The following is a 25,162-nucleotide window of genomic DNA, read 5'->3' on the forward strand; positions in this document are numbered from 1 at the left end:
CAGAAGAAATCTGACTGTCTGTCAGAAAACTATTGAACTGCTCCCCGGGCTCCTGCAACCTGTTCTAGGTCTTGAGACGGGAGGACGGTCATGACGGGTACGGAACACCTCACCGTGCTGCGCGAAGGCGCCACTCTGGTGCTCACGCTGAACAGACCGGAGGCCAGGAACGCCCTGTCGCTGCCCATGCTGGTCGGGCTGTACGACGCCTGGCTGGAGGCCGACGCGGACGACGGCGTCCGCTCGGTCGTGCTGACCGGCGCGGGTGGCTCGTTCTGCGCGGGAATGGACCTCAAGGCCCTGGCCGGGAAGGGCATGGAGGGCGAGGAGTACCGCGACCGTCTCAGGGCCGACCCCGACCTCCACTGGAAGGCCATGCTCCGCCACCACCGCCCCCGCAAGCCGGTCGTCGCCGCGGTCGAGGGGCCCTGCGTCGCCGGCGGCACCGAGATCCTCCAGGGCACGGACGTACGGGTCGCCGCGGAGAGCGCCGTGTTCGGGCTGTTCGAAGTCCGCAGGGGGCTCTTCCCCATCGGCGGCTCGACCGTCCGGCTCCAGCGTCAGATCCCGCGCACCCACGCCCTCGAGATGCTGCTCACGGGCCGCCCCTACACCGCCGTCGAGGCGGAGCGCATCGGCCTCGTCGGCAGCGTCGTCCCCGACGGCACGGCGCTGGAGCGGGCCCTTGACATCGCGGGGAGGATCAACGCCTGCGGGCCGCTCGCCGTGGAGGCGGTGAAGGCGTCCGTCTACGAGACCGCCGAGATGACGGAGGCCGAAGGGCTCGCGGCCGAACTGAAGCGCGGCTGGCCGGTCTTCGACACCGCCGACGCGAAGGAGGGCGCCCGCGCCTTCGCCGAGAAGCGCGACCCCGTGTACCGCCGGGCCTGACCGCGTGACCGTCCGGCCTGACCGCCCCGCCACCCGCCCGCCCCGCCTGACCGGCCTGCCACCCGCCCGTCCGGCCCGCCCGCCCCGCCTGACCGGCCTGCCACCCGCCCGTCCGGCCTCGCCGTCCCGCAGCCTCACGGCCGAGCGCCCTCCGGCCGGAGGCCCGCGCGGGAGCACCACGGCACCCCGGGGACCCGCAGGGTCCTCCGTACGCAACCGGCAGAAGGAGTCCCATGACCGCCACCCCCGCATCCCGGGTGCCTCCCGCACCGGAGGTGCTGCGCGCCCCGCTCGCCGTGGAGTTCCCCTTCACCCGCTCCCTCGGTCCCGTGCAGTCGGCCTTCCTCACCGGCCTGCGCGAACGCATCGTGCTCGGTGTCAGGACCACCGGCGGCCGGGTCCTCGTCCCGCCCGTGGAGTACGACCCCGAGACCGCCGAGGAGATACGCGAACTCGTCGAGGTCGGCACCGCCGGCACCGTCACCACCTGGGCCTGGAACCCGCAACCGCGCCGGGGCCAGCCCCTCGCCACCCCCTTCGCCTGGGTGCTGGTGAGGCTCGACGGCGCCGACACGGCCCTCCTCCACGCCCTCGACGCGCCCGGCCCCGACGCCGTGCGCACCGGAATGCGGGTCCGAGTCCGCTGGGCCGCCGAGCGCGCGGGAGCCATCACGGACATCGCCTGCTTCGAGCCGTACGAGGACCGCGGCCAGGGGGTTCCGACCCCGGCCGGGACCGACGGGCGTGCCGCGATCGGACACCGCCCCCACAGCGGGGAGTTCGACGACCCCGTCACCGGAATCGTCGCCCCGGCCCGGCTCGACTACACCTACACGCCCGGGCGCGCCCAGACCCGCTTCATCAACGCCCTCGCCGAGCGCCGCACCACCGGCGAGCGCTGCCCCGCCTGCCGCAAGGTCTACGTACCGCCGAGAGGCGCCTGTCCGACGTGCGGTATCGCGACCTCCGAACAGGTCGAGGTCGGTCCCCGAGGCACCGTCACCACGTTCTGCATCGTCAACATCAAGGCGAAGAACCTCGACATCGACGTCCCGTACGTGTACGCGCACATCGCGCTCGACGGTGCCGGCCTCGCGCTCCACGGCCGCATCGGGGGCATTCCCTACGACCGGGTGCGCATGGGCCTGCGCGTCGAACCGGTGTGGACCGAGGGCGGCCGGCACCCCGACCACTACCGGCCCACCGGCGAACCCGACGCGGACTACGACACCTACAAGGAGCTGCTGTAGCCATGCGAGACGTCGCGATCGTCGCCTTCTCCCAGACCGACCACGTACGCAGCAGCGAGGAGCTCTCCGAGGTCGAGATGCTCATGCCCGTGCTCCACGACGTCCTCGGACGGACCGGGCTGCGCACCGGCGACATCGGCTTCACCTGCTCCGGCTCCTCCGACTACCTCGCCGGCCGGGCGTTCTCCTTCACGATGGCGCTCGACGGCGTGGGCGCCTGGCCGCCCATCCCGGAGTCGCACGTGGAGACGGACGGTGCCTGGGCGCTGTACGAGGCCTGGGTCGAGCTCCTCACCGGCGAGACGGACACGGCCCTGGTCTACTCCTGGGGCAAGTCCTCGCCCGGCTCCGTCCGCGACGTCCTCACCCGCCAGCTGGACCCCTACTACCTCGCCCCGCTCTGGCCCGACTCGGTGGCCCTCGCCGCCCTGCAGGCCCAGGCGCTCGTCGACGCGGGGGAGACGGACGAGCCGGCCCTGGCCGCGATCGCGGTACGCAGCAGGGCCGACGCCGCGGACAACCCGCACGCCCAGCTCCGCGGTGCCCGCGCGCAGGGCGACTACGTCGTACGGCCCCTGCGCACCGGCGACTGCCCACCCGTCGGCGACGGCGCGGCCGCGGTGGTCCTCGCCGCCGGGGACAGGGCACGGGAACTGTGTGACCGCCCCGCCTGGATCCGGGGCATGGACCACCGCATCGAACCGCACTCCCTCGGCGTACGCGATCTCACCGACTCGCCCTCCACCCGGCTCGCCGCCGAACGGGCCGGAGCGTTCGAGCGGCCCGTGGACACCGCCGAACTGCACGCCCCGTTCACCTCCCAGGAGGTCGTGCTGCGCAAGGCGCTGCGCCTCGACGGCTCCGTGCGGATCAACGCCTCGGGCGGTGTCCTCGCGGCCAATCCCGTCATGGCCGCGGGCCTGATCCGCATCGGCGAGGCCGCCGCCGCCGTCCACCGGGGCGCCTCGGACCGCGTCCTCGCCCACGCCACCTCCGGCCCCTGCCTGCAGCAGAACCTGGTCGCCGTCCTCGAAGGAGAGCCGCATGTCCGCTGAGGAACCCGTGGCCGTCGTCGGCGTCGGCCAGACCAAGCACGTCGCGGCCCGCCGCGACGTGTCGATCGCCGGGCTCGTCCGTGAGGCCGCGCGGCGGGCCCTCGACGACGCCGGACTCGGCTGGGCCGACGTCGACGCCGTCGTCATCGGCAAGGCCCCCGACTTCTTCGAGGGCGTGATGATGCCGGAGCTGTACCTGGCCGACGCCCTCGGAGCCGTCGGCAAGCCGATGCTGCGCGTGCACACGGCGGGCTCGGTCGGCGGATCGACGGCGCTGGTCGCCGCCAACCTCGTGGCGGCCCGCGTCCACCGGACGGTCCTCACCCTCGCCTTCGAAAAACAGTCCGAATCGAACGCGATGTGGGGCCTGTCGCTGCCCGTCCCGTTCCAGCAGCCGCTCCTCGCGGGCGCGGGCGGGTTCTTCGCCCCGCACGTACGCGCGTACATGCGCCGCAGCGGCGCACCCGACACCGTGGGATCCCTGGTCGCGTACAAGGACCGCCGCAACGCGCTGAAGAACCCGTACGCCCACCTCCACGAACACGGCATCACCCTGGAGAAGGTGCAGTCCTCGCCGATGCTCTGGGACCCGATCCGGTACTCGGAGACCTGTCCGTCCTCCGACGGCGCCTGTGCGATGGTCCTCACCGACCGGGCCGGGGCCGCCCGTTCGCCGCACCGCCCGGCATGGGTGCACGGCGGCGCGATGCGCAGCGAACCGACGCTGTTCGCGGGAAAGGACTTCGTGTCCCCGCAGGCCGGCAAGGACTGCGCCGCCGACGTCTACCGGCAGGCGGGCATCACCGACCCGCGCCGCGAGATCGACGCCGTCGAGATGTACGTGCCCTTCTCCTGGTACGAGCCGATGTGGCTGGAGAACCTGGGCTTCGCCGCCGAGGGCGAGGGCTGGAAGCTCACCGAGTCCGGCGTCACGGAACTGGACGGCGACCTGCCGGTGAACCCGTCCGGCGGGGTGCTGTCCACCAATCCCATCGGTGCTTCCGGGATGATCCGCTTCGCCGAGGCCGCCCTCCAGGTACGGGGCCGGGCGGGCGCGCACCAGGTGGAGGGGGCACGGAAGGCCCTCGGCCACGCCTACGGCGGCGGCTCGCAGTTCTTCTCCATGTGGCTGGTGGGCGCCGAGCCCCCGGCGACCTGACTCCGTGCCCCCGGTTGGCGCGGGTGTGCCCACCGGGGGCACACGGGCGGGCGGCGGCTGCGCACACCCGGGCCGGGAACACGAATGGGGCCCCGCGAGCGGCCCGGCCGGCATCCCGGAAGAGGCCCGCGAGTCCTCCTGCGGCGGCCTGTCCGCGACCGGCCACGATCGCTACGCTGACCCCGGACGACGAACCGGGAGGAGTAGGGACGTGGCCGAGAGCATCACCACGGAGCAGCCGCTTTCGGGTTGGGACAAGCCGGAGCTCGACCTCAGCCAGGCGGACTGGCAGTCGGGGAGCCAGGGGGCGGGTGACGTACAGATCGCCTTCGTCGAAGGCTTCATCGCGATGAGGAACGGCGGCCGTCCCGGCGGCCCGTCACTGATCTTCAGCCCGGCCGAGTGGCGCGCCTTCGTCATGAACGCCCGGCACGGGGAGTTCGACCTCACCTGATGTGCCTCCGGCGGCGGCCCGTGTGCGAGGCGCGCCGGGTCGCCACCCCGGCGCCGACCTTCGAATGAAAGGTGGGCGCCCCCAGAATCCATGGGTCCCTGGTGTTCGGTTGCGCCCATGAGGGATCGTATCGATGAGAGGTGGGAGAACCCGCCGGCCCCTAGGCTGACGATCATGAGCCCAGAACGCGACCTCGGCCGTCTGCTCACCGGCATGCGTCCCGAACTGAACCCCGGCCGCTACGTCTTCACCACCGTCGCCGGGGCGCCGCCGCCCGGCCCCACCCCCGTGGTCACCGTCGCCGAGGCCGAGGGCCTGACCCTCGTCGTGCGCGAGGAGGAGGCCGACGCCGCCGGGCTGGCCCACGACTACGTCGCCGGCTGGATCACCCTGCGGGTGCACTCCGCACTCGACGCCGTCGGGCTCACCGCCGCCGTCGCCACCGCCCTGGCCGACGCGGGCATCAGCTGCAACGTCGTCGCCGGCCATCACCACGACCATCTGTTCGTCCCCTACGAACGCGCGGACGAGGCCGTCACCCTCCTGCAGGAGCTGGCGGGCCGCGCCGGCTGAGCCCGCGGGACGCGGCGCGACCGGCCGTCCGGCCCGTTCCGGCGTGTCGCGCCCGCGAGCGCCCGGTCGGCGGCACGGCCTGCGGGGCACGTACCATGTCGGCATGTCCTTCCTCCGCCGCCGCAGCGCCTCCACTCCCGCGGGCCCGGACTTCGACGTCCTGGCCATGGACCCGGGGGACTGGCCCGGAAACCTCGGCGCCGGGCTGCTGCCCGCGCCCGACGGCAGCTGCCAGGGCGTATTCCTGCGCTACGACCTCTTCGGCGGCCGGGGTCCCGCGATGATCATCGGCAATCTGCCGGAGGGCTCGCCCGCCCGAGAGGTCGGCGAAGGACAGGCCCCCTTCGAGGTCGCCCAGCTGCTCGCGGCACTGGAGAACGACGAGGACGTCACGGTCGTCGGCACCGAGGACGTCCCCGTGATGCAGGGCGACAACCTGCTGATCGTGCGCCGGATCAAGCTCTCCGAGGGCCGGATCTCCTGCGTGCAGTTCGACCGCAGCGACAACGTCCTCGTCACCATCGCCAGCTGGGACCGGCCGATCACCGACGATCTCTACGCCCTCCTCAAGCCGCTGCCCGCGGAACTCTTCCAGCAGGGCTGATCCTCCGGGCACCCCCGCCGTCGGAATCGCGCGGACGGGGCGGTCCCGCGGTGGGAGCCCGCCGGTGTCGGTGAACCCGGCCCGGGTCGGGTCCATGCCCGTGCGCCCCCGCTCCCGCCGCACGCGCCTCGCGCACCGCCCGGCCCCGTAGGGTCCCGCGCCCCCGACGCGGGACCGGTACGACAGCCCGCGCCCGCCCCGGTTCCTGCGGCGCGGGACGTCCCGGGCCCACACGAGCCGCCCCGGTATCGGGGTCAGAGCCGCACGGCACCCGCCGACGCGCCGGTGTGCGATCCCGTGCCGGTGCTCACCGGCGCCCCCGACCCCGCACCTGTCCGGAGCAGGTCGACGACCCTCGCCGCCGACATGCCCAGAGCCAGGGGCCCGTCGAGACGCAACGCCGCGCCCGGGCCCGACCGCACGTCCTCCGCCCCGTAACGGCGCGCCTTCCGGTGCCAGTTCAGGATGCCCGCGAGCCAGTCCTCCAGTTCCCGCACATAGGAGTCCAGGGCCGCCCTGCCCCGGGAGTCCAGCGCGAACCGCTCCTGCAGCAGTGGGAGTTCGTGCTCCGTGATGTGCAGGAACTGGCTCAGCCGCGACCGCATCAGATCGTCCACGATCCCGACGGCGGCCCCGTAGTCGCAGCCGAAGAAGTTCTGCACCACCAGGACGCCGTTGTGCAGCTCGCCCTCGACCTCGATCTCCTTCTGGTACGAGAAGAGGTCATTGATCAGACAGGCGTAGTCCGACGCCGCGTTCTCCAGGCTCCGCATCGTCCCCGTAGCGTGGATCTCCGGCGGCAGCTCCCCCTCGTGCCGCAGTCGGCACAGCATCATCGTGAGGTCCGATCCGAAGGTGCTGCGTCGCATCTCCATGTAGTCCACGGGGTCGGGCACCCGGTGCTGCGCCTGGTTGTGCAGCTCCCACAGCCAGCTCTCCAGCATCATGTCCAGCGCACGCCGCAGCCCCGCCCGCGCCTCGGGGCCCATCGGCCCCGCTGTCCGCGCCCAGAGATCCGCGAGCGACCGCTCCATCGGGCTCCGCGCGACCGCGGCGCCCGACCCCGGGTCGTCGAGCGGCATACAGGCCGTCAGCCGGTCGGTGCACGCCTTCGCGCCGAGGAGATCGCGGGGGCGGCCGAAGACCAGCGGGTAATAGTCGTCCCCGTACGTGCCCCACGTCAGCCACTCCGTGCTGAGCTCCAGCTCCTCGGGCGTGGCGTCCGGGTCGAGGCCGGCCGCGCAGAGGGCGAAGTCGAAGCCGGTGAGCATCTCCTCGTCCCAGATGTCCCCGAGGAGCCCCATCCGCTTCGCCCAGGTGACCGACCGGGTCAGCGCGTCCTGATGGTGCGGGCTGAGCGTGAGGGGGAACGGGCAGTCGAACTCGGGCAGCAGTGACGGCCCCGTCGGCCGGTGCGGTACGTGCGTCAGTCCGCGCAGCCGGGACACCGCCGGCCGGCCGAACAACGTCCTGACGTCCAGGGCAGACGTCCCGAGCACCCCGTCGAAGAGCGAAGGCCCCGCCACCGCGCCCTCGTTCATGTAGCGGCTGGAACGCAGATGCCACTCGTGCCCGCCCGACTGCCAGTCCTGCAGGCCCTTCGTGTACGCGGCGACCGCCGCGCACTCCGCCGGGTCCAGGCCGTACTCCACGCAGAGCGCCGGGACCTCGGTGAGCGCGCTGTTCTCGAACTGCTGCAGCCGTGAGGTCAGCAGGTCGTTGACCGCATCGGCCGCCTCCTGGGTGGAGCAGCCGAGGAACGTCTCCAGGACCAGCACGCCGTTGCTGTTCTCGCCCTCGTCGCCGACCTCCCGCTCGTACGAGAACAGGTCGTTGCGCAGATGAACCCCGTCGGAGAAGGCGTCCCTCAGCACGCGCATCGGCCGCGAGCCGGCGACCCGCTCGGGGATCTCCGCGCCCGCCGCGAACTCGACGAGCCCCGCCGACCACGGCGCACCGCCGACCTTGCGCCGCATCTCGACGTACTCGACCGGGTTGGCGATCCGGCCCTGGTTGATGTTGTGCAGCTCCCACAGCGACTCGTTGAGCAGATGCTCCGTCGCCTCGGCGAACCGGGCCCGCCACGCCGCGGACATGCTCGGCACCGTGCGCGCCCACAGGTCGGCGAGTCCCGCCTCCACCTGGTTGGTCGGCTCCGGGACGCCCTGCTCCGGATCGAGCGGCATGAACGCGGGCAGCCGGTCCAGATAGGCCTTGCCGCCCGCCGTGTCCCCCGTGCGCTTGTAGACCTCCAGGAAGTGGTCGTCGAAGAAGAACACCCACACGTACCAGTCGGTGACCAGCGAGAGCACCTCCGCCGAGCAGTCCGGATGGGTGTAGGCGCACAACAGGGCGTAGTCGTGCGCCTCGAGGTCCTCGAGCTCCCAGATCCCCGACCCCTCCAGCATCCCCATGCGGTGCGCCCACTCACGGGTGTGCCGCCGTGCCGCGTCGACGTGGGGGTTGAGACGGGCCGGATGAGGGACGTAGAAATCCGGCAGTTCGAAGGGCTGTGCCATGCGTGCCCGGCCTTTCGGTGTGCGTCCGCGCGCGAGCCGCGCGGACCGGTCGGCGTACGGGCGAGCCCTACCCGTCGCCTCTCCGGGCCACGCGGCCCCGATGATCACCCGTCCGGATGAACCGGCCGCGCGCCGCCGCCCGCCGGCGGTCCGCTACCGGCGCACGACCCGCACGTCGGAGGCCTTGACGAAGGCGACCCGGTGCCCGAACTGGATCTCGTAGTAGCGCTCGTCGCCGCGCACCACGGTGTGCTTCGACGCGTCGAACGTCGTCGCCCAGTAGTACTCGCCCGGCGTGCTGCCACCGGTCACGTACCGCTGTCCCGCGAGCAGCCTGTACGGCAGCGGCGTCACCGCCTGCACCGGTACGCCCGCCGGGTACGCCGACGCCTCCGGGTAGGCACGGCCGTACACCGCAACCTCCGCCAGGCCCGCGCGCGGGGTGACGAGCGCGGCCCGCGCGCCCACCGCGGTCGGCCGGGTACGCGGGTCGTGGAACCAGGCCTTCTGGCCCAGGTACCAGATGGCCGTCCAGTCACCGCGGCGCTCCGCGACGGCGTACTGCTGCCCCGTCGTGGCCCGCGCGCCGGTGTCGTTGACACCGGTCGTCGACTCGCCGCCGCCCGGCCGCAGCCCGATGTCCTTCACCAACGGCGCCGAGGCGTCCGGCGCGGTGTGCAGCCGGACCGCACCCGAACCGTGCGGAGTGCAGGTGTCGCCCGCCTTCACACAGCCCGTGTACACGGGCTGGTGCCGGTCGTAGTCGGGACGGATCGTCACCGCGGACGCGCCCGGCCCCGCCGTCGGGACGAACGGCCGCCCCAGCAGCGTGAAGTAGTGCGCCCAGTCCCAGAACGGCCCCGGATCGGTGTGCATGCCCGGGATGGTCGAGGGCAGCGTGCCCGGCACGTTGTCGTGCCCGATGATGTGCTGCCGGTCCAGCGGGACGCCGTACCGCTTGGCGAGATAGCGCACCAGCCGGGCGGAGCTGCGGTACATCGCCTCCGTGTACCAGGCGTCGGGACTGACGAGGAAACCCTCGTGCTCCAGCCCGACCGACTTGGCGTTGACGTACCAGTTGCCGGCGTGCCAGCCGACGTCCTTCAGCCGCAGGTGCTGGGCGACATGACCGTCCGACGACCGCAGCGAGTACTGCCAGGACACGTACTCGGGGTCCTGGACCAGGCGGAGGGTGGTGTCCCAGGTCGCCTCGGTGTCATGGATGACGATGTACTCGACCGACTGCGACGCGGGCCGGTCCGCCTTGTCGTGGTTGCCGTAGTCGCCCTCGCCGAACTGCTCGTACGGCGCGGGGATCCACTCGCACGCCACGGTCACCGGGCACTCCGTGAGCGATCGGTCCACGGTGCGCAGCCCCAGCCGGGCCAGGCCCGACCTGTCGGGACGCAGCCCCTCGTGGGCCCGCAGCGACACCCGCTGCCCGCTGTCCGTGGTGCGCCTCTGGCCCGTGCGGATGACGTCGAACACGTCGTCGGCGTAGGTCGTCGCGGTCGCCGTGTCATCGGCGCCGGAGAACCGGGCGACCGCCGTGTACCAGTCCGCCGCGCCACCGCCGGGCGCCAGGCCCAGCTTCCGCTGGGCGTCGGCGAGCAGCGCCGCGCCGCCCCGGACGTTCGCGGCCGCGTTCGTGCGCAGCCGTTCGGCGGGGATGCCGGTGAGGTCCGCGGCACGCTCCAGGGTCCGCAGCCGGGCCGGCGGTACGGCACGCTCCGCGAGCGTGGCGCCGTCGCCCGTCCGGGGAGCGCGGGCCGCGTCGCCACGGGCGTCCTCCGCGCCGTGCGAATGGTGCGGGGCTTCGGCCAGGGCCGTCGCGGCGTCCGTGAGATGCATCGGCCCGTAACCGCCCGTGACGCTCGGGGCGCCGCCGTGCCCGTCCCAGCGCGACTGGAGGTAGGCGACGCCGAGCAGCACGCTCTGCGGCACCCGGTACTCTGCGGCGGCGGCGGCGAAGGCGCGCTGGAGTTCGTCGGACGGCGCGGCCGGCTCCGCGGCGGCGGACGGAGCGGCCGAGGCAAGGGTCAGCAGCAGGGCCGCGACCACCGCCCCCCGCCTGCGAGCAAGTCTCGGTCGTGCCAGGGCGGATGCCTGCAATGCAGCCTCCAGTGACGGATGGTGCGCGAGCGACCCGTACAGGGGTAGCGGCTCCCGGACGATCCGTCAATGAGGCTCAGCGGCACGGAAGTCCACGTCATGGACGGGCGGGGCGCGGCCTGCGGCGCGTCGGTGGAGTGAACCGATGATCGTCGGTGAGGGGCCGTCAGGGCACGGCTCCGGCCGGGCGCGGCGCCTGGGCGCGGAACGTCGCAGGGACGGGGGAACGGCCGTGCGTCCGGCCGGTGCGCTGCGGAGCCGACGCGGCCGGGGGCCGGTCCCGGGAACGCAGAGAGCCGTCAGGCGCGGGCGTCGCAGGGCTCACGGCACACGGCCGTGGGACGTGACACCGCGCGCAGGAGCAGCCGCCGGCCCTGGCGACCAGCGGCTCCTGCGCGCGAAGGCGTTGCCTGGCGGCGGTGGACGACGCCGGGGTCAGCTCGCCGGTACGACCGCCACGGGGCAGGGCGCGTGGTGCAGCGCGGCATGGGCGACGGAACCGATCCGCGTACCGATGGGAGAACGGCGCGCGCGCCGGCCGACGACCAGCAGTAGCGCACGCCCCGTGGCGGACAGCAGCACCTGCCCGGCGCTGCCCATCTCGACGTGCTCCGTCACCGGCACCTGGGGGTAGCGCTGCCGCCAGGGCTTCAGTGCGTCCGCCAGCGCCTTCTTCTCGAACGGCTCCAGGCCGCCGGCCTCGTCGGCCGGCCGCATCGACCCCGGGCTGTAGGTGTAGAGGGTCGGCAGGCTCCAGGCCCGCACCGCGCGCACCCCCACGCCATGCGCGGCGGCGGTCTCGAAGGCGAATCCGAGGACGGCGTCGCAGTCCTCCGGCGTGCCGTGCTGTCCCACCACCACCTCGGCGCCGTCGTGGGGTTCGGGAACCGCGGTCCCGTCCTGCTCCTCCCCGGCCGGCGCGCGTACGGCGACGACGGGACAGGAGGCGGAGGCGATCACCTGCTGGCCGTAGGAGCCGACGATGAAGCCGGCGATCGCGCCATGGCCGCGGGAGCCCAACACCAGCATCGACGTGCGCTCCGACTCGTCGAGCAGCGCTGCCACCGCCGTGTCCGCCACCACCTCGGCGGAGACCGGCACGTCCGGGTAGCGCCCGGTGATCTCCGACTCCGCCTCACGCACCAGACTCTCGGCCGAACGCGCTTGCGCCTCGCGGTCCTGCACGATCGGCACGTCGAGGGGCTGCCACAGCCATGCGTGCACCATGCGGAGCGGAAGCCCGCGGAGCGCCGCTTCGCGGGCCGCCCAGTGGACCGCGGCCCGGCTCTCCGGTGATCCGTCCACTCCGGCAGTGATGCGTCGGGCCATGAGGGGTGTGCCTCCGTCCGGGGTCCGGGCTCGACCACGCGGTCCGCCCTGCGGAGGTCAGTATTGCGCAGCCTGCCCGCACGGGGCGGGCGGCCCGTGCCCGGTCACGGACCCGTGTTCCCGTGCCGCCCGGACGGCTGGGAACGGCTGCGACCGGTACGACTTCCCCCGAGCGGGACTCGCTGCGCCTCCCGCCGTGAGCCGTCCTCCCGCGGTGTGAGCCGGGCCGTAGGGCGGACGGCCTCTGCCTCGGCCGTGCGGGGTGTGGCAGCGGGCCTCCGACATCCCGCGCGGTGCGGCCCGGGCGTGCCCGTCATCCCTGGCGCGGAGTCACCTCGGCACACGACAGAGCGCTGTGCGTCCAGTGTGTCGGCACTGGGCGCACAGCGCTCTTCCCCCTCGTCCCGGTCAGCGGGTGCCGACCGCCGCGCGCACGGCCCGCCGTGCCAGCGCGCAGTCATCGTGCAGCCGCCGCAACAGCAGCCGCTGCTCCTCGCCGGAGGAGACTCCGGCCTGCGCCGAAGGGACGGTGCCGGCCGGCGGGGCCTCCCGCATCGTCCGCTGCACGGCCGTCTCGTAGGTCCTGATCTCCCGGGTCAGCACCAGCATCAGGTTCACCAGGAAGGCGTCGCGGGCCGCGGGGCCCGACTGCTGGGCCAGCTGGCTGATCTGGCGCCGTGCCACCGGCGCGTCGCCCAGCACCGTCCAGAGCGTCGCCAGGTCGTACCCCGGCAGGTACCAGCCGGCGTGCTCCCAGTCCACGAGCACCGGGCCCGTCGGCGCGAGGAGGATGTTCGACAGCAGCGCGTCTCCGTGACAGAACTGGCCCAGGCCGCCCTGCCGTCCGCCGGCGTGGGCGAGACCGTGCAGCAGCTTCTGCAGATCACCCAGGTCGCGGTCGGTGAAAAGCCCCAGCTCGTGGTAGCGGGCGATCCTCGACGCGTAGTCCAGCGGTGCGTCGAACGTCCCCGCCGGCGGCCGCCATGAGTTCAGCCGGGCGATGGCCCCGAGCGCGGCGCGGACGTCCGCGCGCGGCGGCGCCTCGGAGGGATGCCGGGCGAGGGCGGCCGGACGTCCGGGCATCCGCTCGACGACGAGCGTGCAGTTGTCCGGGTCCGCGGCGATGAGCCGGGGCGCACGCACCGGAGGCCGGTGCCGGACGAACGCACGGTATGCCGCTATCTCGTGCCGGAACCGCTCCGCCCACGCCGGCGACTGGTCCAGTAAGCACTTGGCGACGGCCGTGGTCCGCCCCGTCGTGCCGACGAGCAGCACCGAGCGACCGCTCCTGCGCAGCACCTGCACCGGATTGAACTCCGGGCAGATGCGGTGCACGGAGGCGATCGCCATGCGCAGCTGCGCGCCCTGGGGGCCGGACAAGTCGATTCTCCCGCTGAGCGGTTGGCCGACAGCCCCCGGCCAGCGCCGGGTCCTGCCGGTCGTGGAGGGCTCGAACAACGGCCCGCCGCCTGCCTGCAGGGTGCGCGGACGGGGCGGGGCGGACACGGAGGACGATGCTGTGTACATGGGCGATACAGATCCCTTCGTGTGCCGACAAGTCGCGTGCGCGGCCCTGCCCCGGAAGCCTTCGGCACCCTGGGGAATGCGGTCTCGCTCCCGGGGCGGGGTGGCGCTTTCCTACCTGACACCCGGCCGTGGGTGGCACACCATCTGGCGGACCCTGGCGAACCCTGGCGAATAGTCGCGGCGCATCTGACAGGGGGTTACTGTCAACTCAGCCGAGAACCTGGGGGCTTGACGTGACCGGAGAACCCAACACCCGTCTCGCGGACCTGTTCGGCCTCGCCGGCTGGTCCAAGGGCGAGCTCGCGCGGCTCGTGAACCGGCAGGCGGCGGCCATGGGGCATCCGCAGCTGGCGACCGACACCTCGCGGGTCCGGCGCTGGATCGACATGGGGGAGTCCCCACGCGATCCGGTGCCGAAGGTGCTGGCGGCTCTGTTCACCGAGCGACTCGGCCGTGTCGTGACCATCGAGGACCTCGGGTTCGTACGGCACGGGCGCACGCGCAAGCGAAGGGAGGCCGGCTGCGCCGGCCATTCCGACGGCCTGCCCTGGGCACCCGAACGTACGGCGGCGGTCCTCACCGAATTCACGGGAATGGACCTCATGCTCAACCGACGCGGCTTGGTGGGCGCGGGCGCCGCGCTCGCCGCAGGCTCCGCACTCAGCAGCGCCATGTACGACTGGCTGCACACCGACCCCGCTCTCGCCACCGGCACTCCGCGTGTCCACGATCCCCTGCACGCCGACCCCGCTGGATTCGACCGCTACGAGGCCGCCCCCATCGGGTCGCAGGAGATCGACGCACTGGAGCGCTCCGTCGAGGTGTTCCGCGCCTGGGACGCCTCCCGGGGCGGCGGACTGCAGCGCAAGGCGGTGGTCGGCCAGCTCAACGAGGTGGGCGGCATGCTCGCCTACCGCCACCCCGACCACCTCCAGCGCCGCCTGTGGGGCGTCGCTGCCAACCTCGCCGTGCTCGCCGGCTGGATGTCCCACGACGTCGGCCTCGAACCCACCGCCCAGAAGTACTTCGTCATCGCCGCCCACGCGGCACGCGAAGGGGGCGACCGCCCCCGCGCGGGAGAGGCCCTCTCCCGGGCCGCACGCCAGATGGTGCACCTGGGCCGGCCGGACGACGCCCTCGATCTGATGAAGCTCGCCAAGTCCGGTTCCGGGGAGGAGACCCTGCCCCGTACCCGGGCCATGCTGCACACCATCGAGGCATGGGCGCAGGCCTCCATGGGCCGGGCCCAGGCCATGCGCCGGACCCTCGGCGAGGCCGAGGAACTGTTCGTCTCCGACAAGGGCGACGTGCCGCCGCCGAGTTGGATGCAGATGTTCGACGAGGCGGACATGCACGGCATGCAGGCGCTCGCCTACCGCACCCTGGCCGAGCACGACCCCGCCGCCGCCGGCATCGCCCAGCGCCATGCCAAGCAGGCGCTGGAGCTGAGGGAGGGCGGCCGCCAGCGGTCCAAGATCTTCGACTACCTCTCCATGGCGTCGGCGTGCTTCATCGCGGACGACCCGGAACAGGCCGACAGGTACGCCCGACTGGCGCTGGTGTCGATGGGTGAGACCTCGTCGCACCGCACCTGGGACCGGCTCCGGGAGATGTACCGGCTCACCGGGCAGTTCGCGGGCTACGCGAAGATCGAGGATCTCCGCGCGGAGATCCAGCACGCGCTGCCCAACAGCCCGTCGAAGAGCGCGCGGAGCGCCCGGATCTGAGAGACGTCGGTACCGACCCCCGTCACCACCCGGAGGTGACCGCGGCCGCGAGCCGGCGGTGGTGGACGATGTCACCGTTGCCGTTCTCGTGCAGGAGACAGCCGGGCACGTCCGACGGGTCCGCTGCCGGCCCGCCCCCACTCACCCGTTAGCGACTGACCCTGGCCACCATCACACAGGCGTCTTCCTGACGCTCGATCGCACCGAACTCCTCGACGATCAACCGGGTGCACTCCTGCGCGCTCCGGGCGACGGAGAGCGCGGGGGCGAGGGCCAGCAGACGTTCCCGCCCGGAACCGTCGTGGGCGGCGCCCGGTCCCCTCATCAGCCCGTCGGTGTGCAGAACCAGCACGTCGCCGGGCAGCAGGCCGATCTCGGCCTGCTCGTACGCCCCTCCGGCCGTCGCGCCGAGCAGCACTCCGTCCGGCTGGGGCAGGGCTCGCCCCGTCCCGCCGCGGAACAGCAGCGGGGCGGGGTGTCCGGCCTGCGCCCAGGACAGCAGCCGGGTCTCCGGGTCGTAGTGGCAGCACACCGTGCTGCCGAGCGCGGGCTGTGCCGAGGAGTCCAGGAGACCGTTGAGCCGGCCCATCAGCGGGCCGGGCCGGATACCCGCCGCGGCGAGAGCCCGCAGGGCGCCCAGCAGCATCGCCATGGTCGAGGTCGCGGTGACCCCGTGGCCGGTGAGATCGCCCACGCTCAACAGTGCCCGTCCACCGGGCAGTTCCAGGGCGTCGAACCACTGGCCCCCGATGAGGCCGCCCTCCGCCGAGGGGAGTTGATGGCCGGCCAGCTCCAGCGCCTGCGGACCGTGCCCGGGAAGGGCGAGCGGGCCGCGCCACGGAGGGAGGACCGCTTCGTGCATCTCCCTCGCGACCCGGCGCTCGGTCCGGTCGACGTGCTGCCGGCGGGCGAGCGAGTCCTGGGATTCGCGCACCGCGCGCTGTGACCGCCGCAGTTCGCTGACGTCCCGGAGCACGGCCCACATCGAGGCCGTGCAGCCGTCGGCGTCGAGGACCGGCTCTCCCATCATATGGAGCGTACGGACACGTCCGTCGGCGCGGACGATGCGGAACTCCCCGTCGATCGGCTTGCCGTCGACCAGACAGTCCGTCACCATCTCCGTGAGCAACCCCTGGTCCTCTGCGAAGACCATGGAGGGCAGCTCGTCCAGTGTCATCGGCTCGCTTCCGGCGGGCAGTCCGAAGATCTGGTGCAACTCCTCGGACCAACCAACCTCGTCCGTCAGCAGGTTCCACTCGGCACTGCCGACCCGGCTCAGCAGGGACCCCGGGCGCGGCGCGAGGTCCTCGTACGGGGCGGACTCCTCCGGGCCGAGGAGGTCCTCGGGTTCCGGCAGGGCGGGCAGTCCCTCCTTCAGCTGGCCCAAGTGCGACCCGAGATCGTCGAGCTGATGGACCGCCAGGTCGCACAGGGCTCGGTGCCAGCGTCCCTGGGGGTCGTCCTCGTCGACCACGGCGTCGCGCCGGACCGCGTCCACGTCGCCGCGCAGCCGTCGGGTCTGCGAGATCAGCTCGTCCACCGAGCCGCGCCGAGGAGGCTGGGGGGCGGGGCGGTCCGCGAACAGATGGGACGGCATGTCGTACTCCGATGCAGGCGCGGCGTGGCCAGGTCTCGGTGAGGAGACCGTTACGACTGTTGCACAGGTAACGGGGGCGCGTAAGGGATTTGGCAACACTCGATACGGTGGTGCACCTGGCATATGTCAATGGCGCGCAGCGCTCCGACCAGCCATGACGCGTTCGCTGTTACTCCTGAGTGCTCGTGTGGCGTGGCCCGGAGATGTCCCGTTCGACGTTCCGCAGCAGTGCCGGCATCGGAGAACCGGGTTGCAGCGTCAGTCCCGTACGCGGTGCCACCTCGCCGGGACCGAGATCGACATGGAACCGCTGCGCCAGGGTGGCCAGTACCAGTACCGCCTCCACCATCGCGAACCGCGCGCCCAGGCAGGCCCGTGCGCCGCCCCCGAAGGGGAACCAGGCGTGGTCCGGCACCGCCGGCTCCGCGTCCGCCCCCCACCGTTCCGGCCGGAACGCCCCCGGCTCCGGGAACCAGCGGGGATCCCGGTGCGCGCTCCACTGGGAGGACCAGACCACCGTGCCCTCGGGCAGCGGCAGTCCGCCCAGCGCCGAGCCCTCCTTCGCGATGCCCGTCATCAGCCACACCGGCGGGTACAGCCGCAGGGTCTCCTTCACCACCTGCTCGGTGTACGGCAGCAGGCGCAGATCGTCGAACCCGGGTGTTCGGCCCCCCAGGACCTCCGCCAGCTCCCGGCTCAGCCGGGCCCGCGCCCCGGGATTGCGCGAGAGCAGGTACCAGGCCCAGGCCAGCGTCGTCCCGGTCGTCTCGTGCCCGCCGATGTAGAGCGTCACCGCCTCGTCGCGCACCTCCCTGTCCGACAGGGGACGGCCCTTCTCGTCACGCGCCGCCAGCAGCCGGCTCAGGAGGTCGTCCCGATCCTCCTCACCGCCGCGCCGCCGCTCCTCGGTCACCCGGCCCACCTCGGCGTCGATCACCTCGACGGCCCTGTGCAGAGCGCGGCGACCGGGAGTCGCGACCCGGGTCGGCAGGAACAGCGTGAGCCCCCGGAACTCGGCGCCGATCGCCCGCTGGGCCACCTCCATGGCCGAGCCGATCACCCGCTCCCTGCCCGTGGTCTCCGCGCCGAAGAGCGTCCGCACGGCGATGCGCTGAGTGAGCGCCAGCATTTCGCGGCGTACGTCGACGCGTTGCCCCGGCTGCCAGGCGTCCGCCAGCCGGGCGGCGCAGTCGGCCATCGTCCGGGCGTACGACCGCACCTGACGGGGACGGACCGCGGGCTGCACCAGTGCGCGCTTCCGGCGCCACGCGGGCCCCTCGGACGTCACCACGCCGTCCCCGAGGAGCAGCTTGAACGCCCAGCCGAGCTCCGGGTGGCGGAAGACCGTCTCGACGCCCTTCAGGAGCTCGCCGATGTGCTCCGGACGCGACACGAACAGTGCTCGCTGCGGGCCGAGCCGCCACTCCACCAGGTCTCCGCGGTCGCGCAGCCGTACGAAGAAGCCGAGCGGATCGCGGGCGAAGGCCGGCAGATTGCCGAGGCCCGGCAGCCGTCGCGGACCGGGCACGACCGGATCCGGTCCGGGCCGTGCGCTCTCCGCCGTCATCGCAGACACCTCCCCGCGCGCTGAACCGCCGGGCACCCGGGGCGTCTCCGACTGCACGACGTGTGCACGACCACACTGCCAGGACCGCCCCGCCGGTGGGCAGGGCGATCCGGCCGGAAAGTCGGCTCGGGTGTCCGGAACGCACTGTCGGCGGCGCGACGGAAGAGAGGACGCGCCGCGGCGTCCGCACCGGCGTCCTGGCGGCGGGGCGTCGTCAGGTTCTCCGTCCGCCGGGTTCCTTGCCGGGGCCGGGGCCGGGGTGGGAGCCGGAGTTCCCGAACCCGGCCGCGCCACCGGGCTCCTCCGCGGCGGCGGGGTCCAGGATGCGATCGAGGAAGTTGCGCGTCCGCTCGTGGCGCGGAGAGCCCACCACCTGTTCCGGCGGGCCCTGTTCGACGATCGCCCCCTCGTCCATGAACACGACCCGGTCGGCGACCTCCCGGGCGAAGCTCATCTCATGGGTGACCACCATCATGGTCATGCCCTCCGCCGCGAGCATCCGCATGACCGCGAGGACCTCCCCGACGAGCTCCGGGTCCAGCGCCGACGTCGGCTCGTCGAAGAGCATCACCTCCGGGCTCATCGCCAGGGCCCGTGCGATCGCCACGCGCTGCTGCTGCCCGCCGGACAGCTGCGCCGGATACGCGTCCGCCTTGTCCGACAGACCCACGCGCTCCAGGTTCTCCCGGGCCACAGAGGCGGCCCGCGCCTTGTCGCGCTTCAGAACCCGCCGCTGCGGGAGGGTGAGGTTCTCGGTCACCGTCACGTGCGGGAAGAGGTTGAACTGCTGGAACACCATGCCGATCCGCCGCCGCACCGCGTCGATGTCGACGTCGAGGTCCGTGACCTCCGTGCCGCCCACGAAGACCCGGCCCGCGCTCGGTTCCTCCAGCAGGTTCACACACCGCAGCAGCGTCGACTTGCCCGAGCCCGACGGGCCGATGACGCACACCACTTCGCCACGGGCCACGTCCATGTCGATGCCCCGCAGCACCTCGTTGTCCCCGAACGACTTGCGCAGTCCGCGGATCTCGATCTCGTTCTCCGCCATACCCGTCGTCACCTGGCCTTCTCGGTTCGGGCTTCCAGCCGGCGCACGACCAGACCCAGCGGGACCGTCACCAGCAGGTAGCACAGCCCGGCGACCAGGATCGGCGTCGAGTTGGCGGTCTGGCTGGCCAGGTCCCGTCCGAACTTGGTCAGTTCCCGCTCGCTCAGCGTCACACCGAGGAACAGCACCAGCGAGGAGTCCTTGAACAGCAGCACCAACTCGTTGGTCAGGGGCGGGATCACGATCCGGAAGGCCTGCGGGACGACCACCGACACCATGGCCCGCGCATGGGAGAACCCGAGCGAACGCGCCGCCTCCATCTGCCCCCTGGGCACGGCCTGGATCCCGGCCCTGATCGTCTCCGCCATGTACGCGGCGGCCACCAGCCCGAGACCGAGCGCGACCTTGCCGTACACCCCGCCGGGGATCTCCGTCCCCGGGAAGGCCAGCGGCACCGCGACCCCCACGAAGATGAAGATCAGCAGAGCGGGCAGACCGCGGAACAGCTCGATGTAGACGCTCGCCACCCAACGGTACGGCGCCACCGACGACAGCCGCATCAACGCCACGACCATGCCCAGCACCAGACCGAAGGCGAAGCCCGACAGCGTGTACACGACCGTGTTGCGCAGCGCGATGGTGATGATGTCGGGGAACAGCTCGCTCGCGAGGTCCTTCTGTGCGAACTGGTTCCGCAGCCGCCCCCAGTCGGCCAGCACGGCGACCAGGACCACAGCGGCGACGAACACCGCGTACTGGATTCCCTGCGACACCCGGCGGCGCTGTCGCCTGGTCAGTCGCGAGGTCATGACCGGCCCTCCGGCAGCGGCCCGATCCACTGCCGGTAGAGCTTGTCGTAGGTGCCGTCGGCCTTGGCCTCCGTGATCGCCCTGTCGATGGCCGCGCGGAGCTCGTCGTTGCCCTTCTTCACCGAGAAGCCGTACTCCTCCCCGGTCTCGATGTTCTGCCCGAGCACGAAGGCCTCCGCGTTGGCCTTGTCCTTGAGCCAGCCCTGCACCACCGGGTAGTCGATCACCACGGCGTCGACCTGGCCGGTGCGCAGACCGTTGAGCACGGCATCGGAACTCTCGAACGCCACCGGGTCGAAGCCCTGCGACTTCGCGTGGCTCTCGCCGGTCGTCCCGGCCTGCGCGCCCAGTCTCGCGCCCTCGGCCTCGACGTCGGCCAGCGAGGTGACGCCGCTCTTCCTCGTGGCGAGCAGCGCCTGGGTGGCGTCGAAGTACGGGACGGAGAAGTCGACGTTCTTCTTGCGCTCGTCGGTGATGGTCATACCGGCGGCGGCGAGGTCGCACTCGCCGGAGTTCAGGAACGCGCCCGTCCTGAAGTTCTCGAAGGGCGTGTCGAGGATCTTCTGTTCGACCTCGAGGTCCTTCGCCACCAGGTCGACGAGGGCCACGTCGAAGCCGACGACCTTGCCGCCCTGCTCGAACTGGAACGGCGGATAGGGCAGATGCGTACAGGTGGTCAGTTTCCCCTTCTCCACCACCGGCACTCCGCCCGCGGCCTCACCGGGCCCCTCCCCGGAGGAGCAGCCGGCGGTGAGCGACAGGCCCGTCGCCGTGGCGCAGAACAGGGCGAGAACGCGGATCGGGTGGGTACGGCCGCCGGCAGTCCTGGACATGGTGACCTCCATGGGCACAGGGATCGGTGGATGGCACCGCCACACATGAGCGTAGGCCACCGTCACAGCCCCGGCCCGGAAGATCGTGGACCTTGCCGGTCGGGGTGGTCTTCCCGCAGGTGGGGGTCGCGGATACGGTGGGGCGATGAGCATGCGTCATGTCCCGGTGCACCTTTCGGCCTCGACTTGGCGGCAACCGCGCCCGGCCCCCGCGTCCCCGGGGCGGGAGGCCCTCGTGGCGGGGATCGCCGAGCGGGTCCTCGCGCTCGGCGACGGCCGGCTGCTCGTCGGCATCGACGGGCTCACCGCCTCCGGCAAGACGAGCTTCGGCCATGAGCTGGGCGCCCGGATCGGCGCGGCGGGCCGCCCGGTGCTCCGCGCCACCCTGGACGACTTCAAGCGGCCCTGGAAGGACCGGCACCTCTACGACCGGGAGTCCGGTGAGGGCTACTACCGCAACGCCTACGACTACGAGGCCGCCCGCCGGCTGCTGCTCGACCCGTGCCGTACCCAGGGCGCCGCGTCCTGTGCGCTGTGCAGCATCGACCCGCTGACGCAGCAGGACCACTCGGCGACCAGGACGCCGCTGACCGACGACAGCGTGCTGATCGTGGACGGGGTCTTCGCCTTCCGCCCCGCGATCGACGCGTATTGGGACTTCCGCGTCTGGCTCGACGTCGACGCCGAGGTCTCCGTACGCCGCGGCGCCGCCCGGGACGGGGACTGGGCCGGCTCCGCGGCAGAGGCCCTCCACCGGGACCGCTACCTCGCCGCCATGCGTGTCCACATCGAGGAGGCCGACCCGCTGACGCGGACGGACGCGATCATCGACAACACGGACTTCGCCCGTCCACGTCTCCTCTGATCCCCCGCCCTTCGCGTGCGGTGCCGTCGGGGCGACGCGCGTCGGCACCGGGTCGTCGGGGCGTTCGGACGGCGGTGATGGCCGGGAACCCGTACTCCGGCGCGGGCGGTCCGGCCCGGCGCGCCGGCCGCCGCCTTCGCCCCTCCCCGTCCGGCGGGCATCACACCTGCGGGAACCCGGGGGGCACTCCGAGGGTCCGCGCGACGGTCCCCCAGATGGCCGTCTGGGCGGCGTCCAGGTCGACCTTCGGGTCCGACAGCATCAGCCGGATCCCGTAGCCGTCGCAGAGCGCGAGCAGGAGGGTGCTGGTGGCGTCGATGTCGCAGGAGGCGAACTCCCCGGAGTCGACGCCCCGCACCAGTGCGCCGCCGACCCATTCGTGGAGCTGGTCGTACAGGTCGACGGCGAGCCGCTGGGCCGTCTCGTCGCGCAGCGCGCGCACCCACAGCTCCTGCCAGAGCCGCCAGTCCTGCCGCAGCTCGGGGTCGGTGGGGAGCAGAGCGCGCAGGATCCGGGCCAGGATCACCGAGGCGGGCACCGAGCCGGCGTCCTTCTCCAACTCCGTCCCGGTCTGGGCGAAGGAGTGCGTCATCGCCTCGGCGAAGAGCTTCTCGCGGGTGTCGAAATGGTAGTGCAGCAGCGCCGTCGACACCCCGGCGTGCTCGGCCACCATCCGCATGCGGATCTTCTCGAAGCCGACCTCGGCGATCACTTCGCACGCGGCGGAGAGGATCCGCTCACGGGTCTCGCGAGTGCGTTCGGCCTTGGTCACGTGTGTGCTCCCCGGTTCGGATAGTTGTCGGTGCTGTCGGTGCTGTCGGTGCTGTCGGTGCTGTCGGTGCTGTCGGTGTCGTCCGTGTGGCTCTCGGTGCGGGCCGTCGGCGCGGGACGGCCCGACCGCCGTCGTCCATCTTGGCGCATCCACGCCGTCCGCGGGTCCCGGCCACCGGCGGTCCGGACCCCGGAGGACGGCTGTGGCCGGTCATCGGCAGGAGCCGGTCACCGGTCATCGGTAGGAGTGGAAGCCGCGTCCGGACTTCCGCCCCAGCAGCCCCGCGTCCACCATCCGCGCCAGCAGCGGCGGAGGCGCGTACAGCGGCTCCCGGAACTCCTCGTACATCGACTCGGCGATGGCCTGAGTGGTGTCCAGACCGATCAGGTCGGTGAGCGCGAGCGGCCCGAGCGGATGCGCGCAGCCGAGCACCATCCCCCGGTCGACGTCCTCGACGGAGGCCGTGCCGGACTCGACCATCCGCACGGCCGCCAGCAGATACGGCACCAGCAGCGCGTTCACCACGAATCCGGCACGGTCGCGGGCGCGGACGACCTCCTTGCCGAGGACCCCGGAGGCGAAGGCCTCCGCCCGCCGCACGGTGCTCTCACCTGTCAGCAGCGACGGCACCAGCTCGACCAGCGGCAGCACCGGCACGGGGTTGAAGAAGTGCAGCCCCACCACCTGCTCGGGCCGCGCGGTCGCCGTCGCGAGCCGGATGACCGGGATGGACGAGGTGTTCGTCGCCAGGACCGCGTCCTCGCGGCCCACGGTCCGGTCGAGCTGGGCGAACACCCGGACCTTGGCCTCCTCCCGCTCGGCCACGGCCTCCACCACGAGGTCCCGGTCCGTCAGTGCCTCCATGTCCGCCGTGACCACGATCCGTGCCAGGGCGGCGTCACGGTCCGGGCCCGGGAGCCTGCCCGCGGCCACGGCCCGGTCCAGCGACGCCGTGATCCGGCCGCGGCCCTCCTTCACCGCCGCCGCACCGGTCTCGACCACGACGACCTCCCGGCCGGCCCGCGCGCACACCTCGGCGATGCCGGAGCCCATCAGGCCGCAGCCCACGACCCCGATCAGCGAGCACTCCCGCTCTCCGTCAGCCATCAATTCCTCCGGTTCCACACGCTCATCCACCCGGCAACAGGCGTCACGGCACCGAGGCCCCGTGTCCCGGCGACCCCGCCGGGACACGGGGCCCGGGCCTCAGCCCGCGGACGGCATCCGCAGGACGCCCGTGCCCCGCTTGACCAGTTCACCGGCGACGATCAGCCGCTGGATCTCGGAGGTGCCCTCCCAGATGCGGTCCACGCGCAGTTCCCGGTAGAGGCGTTCGACGGGGTAGGAGCGGTCGTAGCCGCGCCCGCCGAAGATCTGTACGCAGCGGTCGACGACCCGCCCGGCCGCCTCGCTGGCCGACAGCTTGGCGATCGACGCCTTGGCGTGCAGGGTCTTGCGGTCGGACAGGCCGGCGTCCACCTCCCAGGCGACCTGGTGGGTGTACGCGCGGTTGACGGCGATGTCGACGGCGCAGTCGGCGAGCATGCCCTGGACGAGCTGGAAGTCGGCGATGGGGGAGCCGAACTGGCGGCGTTCGACGGCCCAGTCGCGGGCCAGCTCGAGGGCGCGCTCGGCGGCCCCGGTCGTACGGGCCGCGATCATCAGCCGCTCCTCGGTGAACCAGGACCTGGTGATGTCGTATCCGTTGCCGACCCCTCCGAGCACCGCGTCGTCTCCCACGCGGACATCGGTGAACGTGAACTCGGGGTGCTCGTAGACGAAGGTGTGCATGAAGCGCGGCACCCGCGTCATCTCGATCCCCGGCGTCTCCTTGTCGACGAGGAACAGGGTCGGCGCACCTTCCTCCCCGGCGGCCGCCAGCACGATCATGAAGTCGGCGTGGTCCCCGACGGTGACGAACCACTTCTCGCCGTTCAGCACCCAGCCGTCCGGGGTGCGGGTCGCCGTCGTGGCGATGGCCTGCGGGTCCGAGCCCGCGTCCCGCTCGGTCACCGCGTAGCAGTCCCGCCGCCGCCCCTTGATGACGGGGACGAGATAGCGCTCGCGCTGCTCCGGGGTGCAGAACCGCAGGGCGTTCGCCGGCCGCCACACGGTGTCCCACAGGGCGCCCGTCAGCCTGCCGAGCTCCTCCTGCACGATCGCCTGCTCCAGGATCGTCAGTCCGGCGCCGCCCCACTCGGCGGGCATGTTGACGGCCTGGAGCCCGCTCGCGAGCACGGCGTCGCGGATCTCGTGGTGGGCCTGCGGCTGCAGGCCGTTGTTCTCCTCGCAGTCGAGTTCGTACTTCATGATGAACTCGGTGAGCCCGCGGGCTGAGTCCTTCAGCTCCTTCTGACGGGCGGTGAGACGGAAATCCATGGCAGTCAGTCCTCTTGGGTCGGCGTCGGCGTCGGCGTCGGCGCGTACGGGTCGGGGATCGGGGCGGCGGTCGTGTCGCCGGTGGGCGA

General features: G+C 72.5%; 21 protein-coding genes. 9 read left to right on the plus strand and 12 right to left on the minus strand.

Annotated features, from left to right (window positions below; genetic code table 11):
- Positions 1-90: 90 nt before the first annotated feature.
- The 7 genes from O7595_RS31550 to O7595_RS31580 all read left to right on the plus strand — a co-directional run bounded on the left by O7595_RS31550 (position 91) and on the right by O7595_RS31580 (position 5,986).
- Positions 91-891, plus strand: a complete 801-nt coding sequence (locus O7595_RS31550; protein ID WP_269731986.1) for a crotonase/enoyl-CoA hydratase family protein — start codon at positions 91-93, stop codon at positions 889-891.
- Between the two features lie 233 nt (positions 892-1,124).
- The gene (locus O7595_RS31555; protein WP_269731987.1) at positions 1,125-2,141 is read left to right on the plus strand and encodes a Zn-ribbon domain-containing OB-fold protein; all 1,017 of its coding nucleotides are present in this window, start codon (positions 1,125-1,127) and stop codon (positions 2,139-2,141) included.
- Positions 2,142-2,143: 2 nt separating this feature from the next.
- The gene (locus O7595_RS31560) at positions 2,144-3,196 is read left to right on the plus strand and encodes a thiolase domain-containing protein (RefSeq protein ID WP_269731988.1); all 1,053 of its coding nucleotides are present in this window, start codon (positions 2,144-2,146) and stop codon (positions 3,194-3,196) included.
- Complete coding sequence (locus tag O7595_RS31565; protein ID WP_269731989.1) at positions 3,186-4,355, plus strand: thiolase domain-containing protein; 1,170 nt, start codon at positions 3,186-3,188, stop codon at positions 4,353-4,355. The genes O7595_RS31560 and O7595_RS31565 overlap by 11 nt, the downstream gene beginning before the upstream one ends.
- A gap of 211 nt (positions 4,356-4,566) precedes the next feature.
- Positions 4,567-4,809, plus strand: a complete 243-nt coding sequence (locus O7595_RS31570) for a DUF397 domain-containing protein (RefSeq protein ID WP_269731990.1) — start codon at positions 4,567-4,569, stop codon at positions 4,807-4,809.
- A gap of 174 nt (positions 4,810-4,983) precedes the next feature.
- Positions 4,984-5,382, plus strand: a complete 399-nt coding sequence (locus O7595_RS31575) for an ACT domain-containing protein (protein ID WP_269731991.1) — start codon at positions 4,984-4,986, stop codon at positions 5,380-5,382.
- A gap of 103 nt (positions 5,383-5,485) precedes the next feature.
- On the plus strand, positions 5,486-5,986 hold the full coding sequence (locus tag O7595_RS31580; protein ID WP_269731992.1) for a hypothetical protein: 501 nt from the start codon (positions 5,486-5,488) through the stop codon (positions 5,984-5,986).
- Between the two features lie 254 nt (positions 5,987-6,240).
- On the opposite strand, the gene O7595_RS31585 is transcribed toward O7595_RS31580, so the two are convergent.
- From O7595_RS31585 to O7595_RS31600, 4 genes are all read right to left on the minus strand, one after another.
- Positions 6,241-8,505 carry a terpene synthase family protein gene (locus O7595_RS31585; RefSeq protein WP_269731993.1) on the minus strand — a complete coding sequence of 755 codons (2,265 nt, stop codon included), beginning with the start codon at positions 8,503-8,505 and terminating at the stop codon, positions 6,241-6,243.
- Between the two features lie 153 nt (positions 8,506-8,658).
- Positions 8,659-10,566: an N-acetylmuramoyl-L-alanine amidase gene (locus O7595_RS31590; RefSeq protein ID WP_269731994.1), complete on the minus strand. Its 1,908-nt coding sequence runs from the start codon at positions 10,564-10,566 to the stop codon at positions 8,659-8,661.
- Between the two features lie 486 nt (positions 10,567-11,052).
- A complete protein-coding gene (locus tag O7595_RS31595) occupies positions 11,053-11,946 on the minus strand; it encodes a universal stress protein (protein WP_269731995.1) in 894 nt (297 codons plus the stop codon).
- 408 nt (positions 11,947-12,354) lie between these two features.
- On the minus strand, positions 12,355-13,473 hold the full coding sequence (locus tag O7595_RS31600; RefSeq protein WP_269731996.1) for an aminoglycoside phosphotransferase family protein: 1,119 nt from the start codon (positions 13,471-13,473) through the stop codon (positions 12,355-12,357).
- Positions 13,474-13,706: 233 nt separating this feature from the next.
- Here O7595_RS31600 and O7595_RS31605 point away from each other — a divergent pair, with 233 nt between their 5' ends.
- Positions 13,707-15,200 (plus strand): DNA-binding protein NsdB, encoded by a 1,494-nt coding sequence (locus tag O7595_RS31605; protein WP_269731997.1) that lies wholly within the window; start codon positions 13,707-13,709, stop codon positions 15,198-15,200.
- 148 nt (positions 15,201-15,348) lie between these two features.
- On the opposite strand, the gene O7595_RS31610 is transcribed toward O7595_RS31605, so the two are convergent.
- From O7595_RS31610 to O7595_RS31630, 5 genes are all read right to left on the minus strand, one after another.
- Entirely contained in the window at positions 15,349-16,797 is a 1,449-nt protein-coding gene (locus O7595_RS31610) for a PP2C family protein-serine/threonine phosphatase (RefSeq protein ID WP_269731998.1), read from the minus strand.
- Between the two features lie 169 nt (positions 16,798-16,966).
- Positions 16,967-18,364, minus strand: coding sequence for a cytochrome P450 (locus tag O7595_RS31615; protein WP_269731999.1), 1,398 nt, complete (start codon positions 18,362-18,364; stop codon positions 16,967-16,969).
- Between the two features lie 214 nt (positions 18,365-18,578).
- Complete coding sequence (locus O7595_RS31620; RefSeq protein ID WP_269732000.1) at positions 18,579-19,415, minus strand: amino acid ABC transporter ATP-binding protein; 837 nt, start codon at positions 19,413-19,415, stop codon at positions 18,579-18,581.
- Positions 19,416-19,423: 8 nt separating this feature from the next.
- Positions 19,424-20,224, minus strand: a complete 801-nt coding sequence (locus tag O7595_RS31625; RefSeq protein WP_269732001.1) for an amino acid ABC transporter permease — start codon at positions 20,222-20,224, stop codon at positions 19,424-19,426.
- Positions 20,221-21,057 (minus strand): ABC transporter substrate-binding protein, encoded by an 837-nt coding sequence (locus O7595_RS31630; protein ID WP_269732002.1) that lies wholly within the window; start codon positions 21,055-21,057, stop codon positions 20,221-20,223. Before O7595_RS31630 ends, O7595_RS31625 begins: the two co-directional genes overlap by 4 nt.
- A gap of 145 nt (positions 21,058-21,202) precedes the next feature.
- On the opposite strand from O7595_RS31630, the gene O7595_RS31635 reads away from it, so the two are divergent.
- Positions 21,203-21,922: a uridine kinase gene (locus O7595_RS31635; RefSeq protein WP_269732003.1), complete on the plus strand. Its 720-nt coding sequence runs from the start codon at positions 21,203-21,205 to the stop codon at positions 21,920-21,922.
- A gap of 160 nt (positions 21,923-22,082) precedes the next feature.
- Here the strand turns inward: O7595_RS31635 and O7595_RS31640 are convergent, their stop codons facing one another.
- The 3 genes from O7595_RS31640 to O7595_RS31650 form a co-directional block, all read right to left on the minus strand.
- Positions 22,083-22,694: a TetR/AcrR family transcriptional regulator gene (locus O7595_RS31640; RefSeq protein ID WP_269732004.1), complete on the minus strand. Its 612-nt coding sequence runs from the start codon at positions 22,692-22,694 to the stop codon at positions 22,083-22,085.
- A 234-nt stretch (positions 22,695-22,928) separates the two neighbouring features.
- Positions 22,929-23,801 carry a 3-hydroxybutyryl-CoA dehydrogenase gene (locus O7595_RS31645; RefSeq protein WP_269732005.1) on the minus strand — a complete coding sequence of 291 codons (873 nt, stop codon included), beginning with the start codon at positions 23,799-23,801 and terminating at the stop codon, positions 22,929-22,931.
- A gap of 99 nt (positions 23,802-23,900) precedes the next feature.
- Positions 23,901-25,073, minus strand: coding sequence for an acyl-CoA dehydrogenase family protein (locus O7595_RS31650; protein ID WP_269732006.1), 1,173 nt, complete (start codon positions 25,071-25,073; stop codon positions 23,901-23,903).
- Between the last annotated feature and the right edge of the window lie 89 nt (positions 25,074-25,162).

The sequence above is a fragment of the Streptomyces sp. WMMC940 genome, from assembly GCF_027460265.1.
GTDB lineage: Bacteria > Actinomycetota > Actinomycetes > Streptomycetales > Streptomycetaceae > Streptomyces.

Coding starts and splice junctions, on each gene's coding strand:
- O7595_RS31550 (WP_269731986.1), top strand. CDS start 91: ATGACGGGTACGGAACACCTCACCGTGCTGCGCGAAGGCGCCACTCTG.
- O7595_RS31555 (WP_269731987.1), top strand. CDS start 1,125: ATGACCGCCACCCCCGCATCCCGGGTGCCTCCCGCACCGGAGGTGCTG.
- O7595_RS31560 (WP_269731988.1), top strand. CDS start 2,144: ATGCGAGACGTCGCGATCGTCGCCTTCTCCCAGACCGACCACGTACGC.
- O7595_RS31565 (WP_269731989.1), top strand. CDS start 3,186: ATGTCCGCTGAGGAACCCGTGGCCGTCGTCGGCGTCGGCCAGACCAAG.
- O7595_RS31575 (WP_269731991.1), top strand. CDS start 4,984: ATGAGCCCAGAACGCGACCTCGGCCGTCTGCTCACCGGCATGCGTCCC.
- O7595_RS31580 (WP_269731992.1), top strand. CDS start 5,486: ATGTCCTTCCTCCGCCGCCGCAGCGCCTCCACTCCCGCGGGCCCGGAC.
- O7595_RS31585 (WP_269731993.1), bottom strand. CDS start 8,505: ATGGCACAGCCCTTCGAACTGCCGGATTTCTACGTCCCTCATCCGGCC.
- O7595_RS31595 (WP_269731995.1), bottom strand. CDS start 11,946: ATGGCCCGACGCATCACTGCCGGAGTGGACGGATCACCGGAGAGCCGG.
- O7595_RS31600 (WP_269731996.1), bottom strand. CDS start 13,473: ATGTACACAGCATCGTCCTCCGTGTCCGCCCCGCCCCGTCCGCGCACC.
- O7595_RS31610 (WP_269731998.1), bottom strand. CDS start 16,797: ATGCCGTCCCATCTGTTCGCGGACCGCCCCGCCCCCCAGCCTCCTCGG.
- O7595_RS31615 (WP_269731999.1), bottom strand. CDS start 18,364: ATGACGGCGGAGAGCGCACGGCCCGGACCGGATCCGGTCGTGCCCGGT.
- O7595_RS31620 (WP_269732000.1), bottom strand. CDS start 19,415: ATGGCGGAGAACGAGATCGAGATCCGCGGACTGCGCAAGTCGTTCGGG.
- O7595_RS31625 (WP_269732001.1), bottom strand. CDS start 20,224: ATGACCTCGCGACTGACCAGGCGACAGCGCCGCCGGGTGTCGCAGGGA.
- O7595_RS31630 (WP_269732002.1), bottom strand. CDS start 21,057: ATGTCCAGGACTGCCGGCGGCCGTACCCACCCGATCCGCGTTCTCGCC.
- O7595_RS31635 (WP_269732003.1), top strand. CDS start 21,203: ATGAGCATGCGTCATGTCCCGGTGCACCTTTCGGCCTCGACTTGGCGG.
- O7595_RS31645 (WP_269732005.1), bottom strand. CDS start 23,801: ATGGCTGACGGAGAGCGGGAGTGCTCGCTGATCGGGGTCGTGGGCTGC.
- O7595_RS31650 (WP_269732006.1), bottom strand. CDS start 25,073: ATGGATTTCCGTCTCACCGCCCGTCAGAAGGAGCTGAAGGACTCAGCC.